General features: G+C 65.6%; 6 protein-coding genes. 3 read left to right on the plus strand and 3 right to left on the minus strand.

Annotation, left to right across the window (positions count from 1 at the left end; translation table 11 throughout):
* The first annotated feature begins 79 nt into the window (after positions 1-79).
* The 3 genes from J3476_RS15460 to J3476_RS15470 are packed head-to-tail and all read left to right on the plus strand — an operon-like array spanning position 80 to position 1,916.
* Positions 80-1,315: a cytochrome P450 gene (locus tag J3476_RS15460; protein WP_207067304.1), complete on the plus strand. Its 1,236-nt coding sequence runs from the start codon at positions 80-82 to the stop codon at positions 1,313-1,315.
* Positions 1,312-1,725, plus strand: a complete 414-nt coding sequence (locus J3476_RS15465) for a nuclear transport factor 2 family protein (RefSeq protein WP_207067305.1) — start codon at positions 1,312-1,314, stop codon at positions 1,723-1,725. The genes J3476_RS15460 and J3476_RS15465 overlap by 4 nt, the downstream gene beginning before the upstream one ends.
* On the plus strand, positions 1,722-1,916 hold the full coding sequence (locus J3476_RS15470) for a ferredoxin (RefSeq protein WP_207067306.1): 195 nt from the start codon (positions 1,722-1,724) through the stop codon (positions 1,914-1,916). Before J3476_RS15465 ends, J3476_RS15470 begins: the two co-directional genes overlap by 4 nt.
* A gap of 164 nt (positions 1,917-2,080) precedes the next feature.
* On the opposite strand, the gene J3476_RS15475 is transcribed toward J3476_RS15470, so the two are convergent.
* The 3 genes from J3476_RS15475 to J3476_RS15485 are packed head-to-tail and all read right to left on the minus strand — an operon-like array spanning position 2,081 to position 6,008.
* Positions 2,081-3,532 carry an MCE family protein gene (locus J3476_RS15475; RefSeq protein ID WP_207067307.1) on the minus strand — a complete coding sequence of 484 codons (1,452 nt, stop codon included), beginning with the start codon at positions 3,530-3,532 and terminating at the stop codon, positions 2,081-2,083.
* Complete coding sequence (locus J3476_RS15480; protein WP_207067308.1) at positions 3,532-4,710, minus strand: virulence factor Mce family protein; 1,179 nt, start codon at positions 4,708-4,710, stop codon at positions 3,532-3,534. The genes J3476_RS15475 and J3476_RS15480 overlap by 1 nt, the downstream gene beginning before the upstream one ends.
* Positions 4,707-6,008: an MCE family protein gene (locus tag J3476_RS15485; RefSeq protein WP_207067309.1), complete on the minus strand. Its 1,302-nt coding sequence runs from the start codon at positions 6,006-6,008 to the stop codon at positions 4,707-4,709. Before J3476_RS15485 ends, J3476_RS15480 begins: the two co-directional genes overlap by 4 nt.
* Positions 6,009-6,127: the final 119 nt, after the last annotated feature.

Here is a 6,127-nt window from a genome sequence, read left to right on the forward strand (position 1 = left end):
GCAATTCACCTCATCCGGGAGTACGACTGCTCCCCTACGGGGGATCGATTTGCCGGACCCGCTGCTCGACGCTGGAGACATGACATCCACCGCTGTTCCGGCCCTCGGCTTGCTCACCACACCCGACGGAGTGTCCAACCCGTATCCGCTCTACGACCAACTCCGCGAAGTGTCTCCGGTGCCGGGCTATCGCGACTGGCCGCCGGGAACCGTTCCGGGCGCCGACGAGCCCGTCACCGCGTGGGCCCTGTTCTCCTATGACCAGGTGTTCGCAGCCACCCGCGACACCGCCACATTCTCGTCGCGCGACCCGCTGCAGGAGGCGTCGTCCGCGCCGAGCCTGATGCTGGTCAACACCGACCCGCCCAAGCACGACGTCGAACGCAAGCTGGTCAGCCAGGCGTTCTCGCCACGGCGGGTCAAGACGCTCGAGGGCTGGCTGGAAGGTCAGCTGGCGATGCTGCTCGACAACCTGGGCACGGGCGAGGTCGACGTGATGGACTTCGCCGCGGAGATCCCGACGCGGGCGATGGTGCGGCTGCTCGGACTGCCCGACGGCGACCACGTCCGCTTCCGCAAGTGGGCCAACGCCTTCATGCTCTCCTCGTCGCTGACCCCCGAGGAGCGGATGGCCAGCAACATCGAGATGGTGGAGGCGTTCACCTCGCGGCTGGCCGAGCACACCGCCCGACTGGCCGAAGAGCCGCCCTCCGACGACGTCGAGGACGCCAAGGATCTCATCTCGGCGCTGCTGCGCGCCGAGGTCGACGGTCAGCGGCTGTCCCCCGAGGAGATCGTCCGTTTCTGCATGACGCTCGTCGTCGCCGGCAGCGAGACCACGACGTTCCTGATCGGCAACCTGCTGCACGCGCTGGCACGCGAGCCGGAGGTCACCGCCCGGCTGCGGGCCGACCGCTCACTGGTGAACATCTTCGTCGAGGAATGCATGCGCGTCGACGGTCCGCCGCAGCGGCTGTTCCGCACCGCCACCCGCGACGTCGAGATCGGCGGCAAGCTGATCCGCAAGGGCGAATGGGTCGCGCTGTTCTTCGGCGCGGCCAACCGCGACCCCGCGGTGTTCCCCAACCCTGAGGTGCTCGACATCGACCGCCCCAACATCCGCCAGCAGCTCTCGATGGGCCACGGCCTGCACTTCTGCCTGGGCGCGTCGCTGGCCCGGCTCGAGGTGGTCACGATGATCAACGCGGTGCTCGACCGCTATTCCACGATCGAGCTGACCGACGATCCGGGCACCAAGCAGACCGCGAGCCTGCTGACCCATGCCTTCGTCCGTCTGCCGTTGCGGCTGTCATGACCACCGCCACGCGCGAGGCGCGCAACATCGAGGCCACCAAGGCCATCTACGCCGCAGTGCCGGCCGGTGATCTGCAGACCGCGCTGGACCTGATGGACCCCGACGTCCGCATCACCTACTACGGCGTTCCGGCGATCCCGTACGCAGGCGACTACCGAGGCATCGACGAAGCGGTGACGTTCTTCACCCGGGTCGGCGAGAACATCGCCATCACCGAGATGGAGGCCTGGACGTTCATCGCCGAAGGCGACGAACTGGCCACCTGGGGGCATCAGAAGTTCCGCCACCTGGCAAGCGGTTATGAGTGGGAGTCGGAGTTCGCCCACATCATCACCCTGCGCGAGGGCCGGTGGCTGTACTTCCGGGACTTCATGAATTCAGCGCTGACCTTGGAAGCGTTCACCCGGTGAGGGTCATCGCAGACCGCGAGATCTGCATGGCCGCCGGGGTGTGCGTGATGACGGCCGATGCCGTGTTCGACCAGGACCCGGACGGTCTCGTGGTGCTGGCCACCGAGAACGTCGACGCCGCCCAGGAGAAGCTGGCGCGCAATGCGGTACGGATGTGCCCCTCGGGCGCCCTGCGCGTCGTCGCCGACTGAAGTCGACTGATCCCAGCCAGACCTCCCCCAGGATCCCCCCTCGGATCCTGGGGGATTTCCCATTGCGGGCCACCGCTGCGCGACGGCGACCATCGGAGGTACGACGGCGACCATCGGAGGTACCGGGCCCATGGCAGATCACCTGCCCGGCAGGAGACGACAGCTCAGATTCCCGGCGGGACGAGCATCGATTGCCAGGTCTGCACGGGCGCCGTTGCGGCCAGGTCGGATTGGGCATAGGTCTTTCCGTCCGGCGCGACATATGTGCCGGTGGCGGGGTCATAGGGCACCCCGACAACCGGTGGCGACGTTGACGAGGGTGGCGTGCCCTCCGGTGGTGACCCCGGGGGCAACTGCGGGATGTCCAGCCCGGAAAGGGTGGCGTTCGGGTCACCTTTCCAGTTGTTGCCGTCGTTCAGCGGCACGTACTGCTCGTCGCTCTCGCACATCTTCACCGTCGGTGCGCGCTTGCCCGGCACGGTGATACAGGGCAGGTTCTTGGCGCCACGGACGTTGAATTCCGAATCCTGCGGCGTCCGGCAGTAGAGGTCACCCGGCGCACGTGCCGGATGGTCTTCCAAACTCGGCGGCCGCCGCTGTTGCGCCGGAAGGAACCCGGTGGTGCAGGGTGGTGGCAGGTTGAGGTTCAGGTTGAAGCTGAGGTACTCGCCTCGGTAGTCCTGTTCGGTGTCACGGTTGGCCAGGAAGGTCGCCCCGGCCTCGGCGATCACCTGCGGGAACAGCACAAGGACCTGCTCGAGGCCGGCGTGATAGGTGAGAGCGACCTCACCGACACTCACCAGGTTGGCGAGCACGACGGGAAGGGTGGGTCGCAGCCTGTCGAGCAGTTCCCGCGCGTCCGCGAACGCCGCCCCGCCGTTGTCGAGAAGACCTGCGACATCGTGGTCTCCTGCCTCCAACTCCCGGGTGACCGCCGCAAGATTCGACGCCCACGCTGTGATCTCGGCGGCCGAGTTCGTCTGAGAGTCCAGTACCGGCTTCGACTGCTCGATCAAGGCGATGAGGGGATCGAGGTTCTCCCGCGCTTCGATCGACAGATCGATCGAACCGTGCACCAGCCGTGTCAGCTCTGGGCCCAGTCCGCCGACAGCCGTGTACGACTCGTCGATCACGGTCCTGAGGTTGTCTTTCGGCACCGCATTGAGACCGGTGACCACACCGGACAGGATGTCGTTGATATCGGGCGGAACGGTGGTGTCCGCCTCGGCGATGATGTCCCCGTCCCGCAGCGGAGGCGAATCGCCGCTTCTGGGCAGAAGGAGCACATACTGCTCTCCGATCGCTGACTGGCTGTGCACCTGCGCTTCCAGATCCGACGGAATCTGCACGTCGGACCGAAGCGAAAGCACTGCATCGACGCCGCTGTCGGTCAGGTTGACCGACTCGACCCGGCCGACCTCGACCCCGCGGTAGGTGACGTTACCGCTGGCGTACAGCCCTGCGGCCTCCGGCAATTGGATGGTCACCGTGTACCGGCCCACGCCGAACAGTTTGGCGGGCAACCGCATGAAGTGCAGTGACATCAGCGAGACGGCAACGAGGGCGATCACCGTGAAGATCGCCAGCTGGATCTTGGCGCGCTTGTGCAGGTGCATCAGGGACCCTGGTTCCAGCGATACGGCGCCACAAGCGGATTCGCGTGGGTGTACGGGCTGGGAAATTGGCCGATGGTGCGGCCCCACTGCAGTTCCAGCTCGGTGAGGTCACCTTCCCACCTGGTGCCGGTGAAGATGCTGGCGTCGATACGACTCAGCGTCAGGTCGATGATGGCGGTGAGGTTGGCATAGTCGCCACGTTGCCACTTCTCGATGGTCTCGTTGGGAAACGGGAAGGTGAGGATTGCACTCAACGCACGGGTCATGCTCGGTCCGGCGTCGGCCAGTGACGCGAGAACTGGCCCCGTGTCCTCCAGGATCCGCACCAGATCCTCTTTCGAGTGGTTGACGGTGTCGGTGATCAATGCGCCGAACTTGCCGAGCTTGTCGGCGGCATCGACGAGCTGATCACGCTGTTCGTTCAGTACCGCGACCGCATCAGGGATGTTCCTCAGGGCGCGATCGAGGACGGGTTGCTGCTCGGCGATCTGGCCGGTCAGGCTGTTCAGGCTTTCGGTGGCGGCGATGATGTCGCCTGTCTGGTCGTTGAGGTAGGCCGCGAACCGGTCCAGTTGGTGTATCAAGCTGCGCAGGTCGTTCTCGCGACCCCGCAGTGCGGTACCGAATGCCTCGGTGATGTCGCCGACCTTGCCGATACCGCCGCCGTTGAGCACCATCGACAGGGCGGCCAGTGTCTGCTCGGTCGTGGGATAACTTCCACTGTGCGCCAGAGGTATCAGCGATCCCTGATGCAGCCGGCCCTCCGGTCGTGCATCGGTCGGTGGTATCAGCTCGATGTGCTGGGATCCCAGCAGGCTCGTCTGTCCGAGCTTGACGAGGGTGTTGGCAGGCAGAACGACGCCGTTGTCCAGACGCATCGTGACCAAGGCATGCCAGCCTTGCCGCTCGATGCGCGTGACGTTGCCGACCGTGACGTCACCGACGCGCACCCGCGAGTTCTGTTGAAGGTTGTTCACGTCGGGCATCTGCGCCTGCACGGCAAACGAGGCAGGTCCGTCACCCTGGGTGCCCGGCAACGACAGAGAGCCCAGCCCACGCCAGTCAGCGCAGCCCGCTGCCGCTGACAGGACAATCGTCGCCGCGACGATCGCGGGCGCAGCGCGCAGCGGTGCCCGCACTCTGTCGCCCCACTCTGTCGTCGTCGTGTGCGGACTCATCTGCCCCCTCCGTCGGGAACCATCACGCCGTAGAGCCCGGCGGTGGGATCGGTCGAGACAGTGACCGGTTGTTCAGGTGCTTCGGCAGCGCGCGGCGGGGGCGGTTCGGACGGATCGGGTGGCGGCACGTAATCCGGCCGCATCCACTCCTCGCTGTAGGTGACCTCGTTGGGGCGCGCTTGCGCACCGACGAAGAGGTCGAAACCCAATGGCGGCCAATTGTATTGGCGGTTCTTCACAATGGGAGCCAGGTACTGCACGCACAGCTTGGACGACTGCTCGGCGTTCATGCGGGACGCCGCTTGGATGGCGCCGCACAGAAAAGCAATGGGATTGGCGAAGTTGTTGACTGCCAACGCACCGGTGAAGGATCCGTTCGCGGGCTCGTAGATGTTGCTGAAGTTCTGCAGCGTGGTCGGCGCGACGTGCAGCGCCTGCTCGATGTCGTCGATGCTGCCGACCAAGGTGGTCGTGATCGACTCCAGCTTGTCTGCCGTCGTTCCCAGGGCCGCGGTGTTCTCGGACGCGAATGTCTGCAGGTCGCCGGTGACAGCGTTGAGGCTGGTGAGCATTCGGCTCACCTTGCTCGGGTCATCGGCCAGCAGCGAGGTCACCGCCGCGAGGTTCTCGTTGAGTCGCTCGAGGAGGTCAGCGCTGTCGCGCAACGCCGAGACCAGCACTGACAAATTCTTGAACGTGGCGAAGATGTCATCGCTGTGGTCACTGAGCACCGAGACGGTCTGAGACAGTTTGACGATGGTGTCGCGGATATTCGATCCCTGACCGCGCAGGTTGGCTGCGGCGGTGTTGATGAATTCGCCCAACTCACTCACACCGCCGGCCTGGGTGGGTGCGAGTAGCGCGTTGATCCTCTCCAGTTGGTCCCGGATGTCGTCCCACTCGACGGGCACGGCAGTCCGGGACTCCGGGATTTCGGCACCGGTGGACAGGGTCGGACCGCCGGTATAGGCCGGCGTCAGTTGGATGGCGCGGCCGGTGACGAGTTGTGGCGACAGGATGACGGCTTTGACATCTGCAGGCACAGGGTATTTTTCGTCCACCCAGAACCAGATCTTGACGTGGTCCGGCATCGGCTCGATCCGGTCCACCTTGCCGACGGGGACGCCGAGAATTCGGACGTCATCACCGGGGAACAGCCCAGTGCTGGTGGGAAAATACCCCGCCACCACCGTCCGCGAATGCTGACGCGACAACTGCCCGCCGACGACCGCTCCGGCGATGCTCAGAACAACCAGGATCGCCGCCACAACAGCTCGGGCTGCCGACTTCGCCGTCATCCTCGATCGCCTGTCGCAATGGGTGCCGACTCGTCAGGTGCCGGGACGAACACCGGTGACGGAGTCGGTTCGGGCGAGTATGTCAGCTCCGGCGGTGGGGGCGCCGGGGGTCCTGGTGG

The sequence above is a fragment of the Mycobacterium sp. PO1 genome (assembly GCF_017312405.1).
Classification (GTDB): Bacteria; Actinomycetota; Actinomycetes; order Mycobacteriales; family Mycobacteriaceae; genus Mycobacterium.

Coding starts and splice junctions, on each gene's coding strand:
- J3476_RS15460 (WP_207067304.1), top strand. CDS start 80: ATGACATCCACCGCTGTTCCGGCCCTCGGCTTGCTCACCACACCCGAC.
- J3476_RS15475 (WP_207067307.1), bottom strand. CDS start 3,532: ATGCACCTGCACAAGCGCGCCAAGATCCAGCTGGCGATCTTCACGGTG.
- J3476_RS15480 (WP_207067308.1), bottom strand. CDS start 4,710: ATGAGTCCGCACACGACGACGACAGAGTGGGGCGACAGAGTGCGGGCA.
- J3476_RS15465 (WP_207067305.1), top strand. CDS start 1,312: ATGACCACCGCCACGCGCGAGGCGCGCAACATCGAGGCCACCAAGGCC.
- J3476_RS15485 (WP_207067309.1), bottom strand. CDS start 6,008: ATGACGGCGAAGTCGGCAGCCCGAGCTGTTGTGGCGGCGATCCTGGTT.